Consider the following 246-nt stretch of genomic DNA (forward strand, 5'->3'; position numbering starts at 1 on the left):
TGCCACACCTGCCAAGCCGCCAGTCACCTTAAGCACACTGAACAAACTCAAAGCCAAAGGCGAGAAATTCTCTTGCCTAACTTGCTATGATGCCAGTTTTGCCCATGCGATGGATCAGGCAGGGATTGAGACCATTTTGGTCGGTGACAGTCTGGGCATGGTGGTGCAGGGTCATGATTCGACTTTGCCTGTGACGGTGGCGGATATGGCTAATCACACTGCCAATATCGCCCGTGCCAATCGCAC

At 52.8% G+C, this 246-nt stretch carries 1 protein-coding gene; it reads left to right on the top strand.

Annotation, left to right across the window (positions count from 1 at the left end; genetic code table 11):
* Positions 1–246: 3-methyl-2-oxobutanoate hydroxymethyltransferase (locus QSV46_RS40645; protein ID WP_314964378.1), on the top strand; the 246-nt coding region annotated here is incomplete at both ends.

Source organism: Bradyrhizobium cosmicum, from assembly GCF_032290525.1.
GTDB classification, from domain to species: Bacteria; Pseudomonadota; Alphaproteobacteria; order Rhizobiales; family Xanthobacteraceae; genus Bradyrhizobium; species Bradyrhizobium cosmicum_A.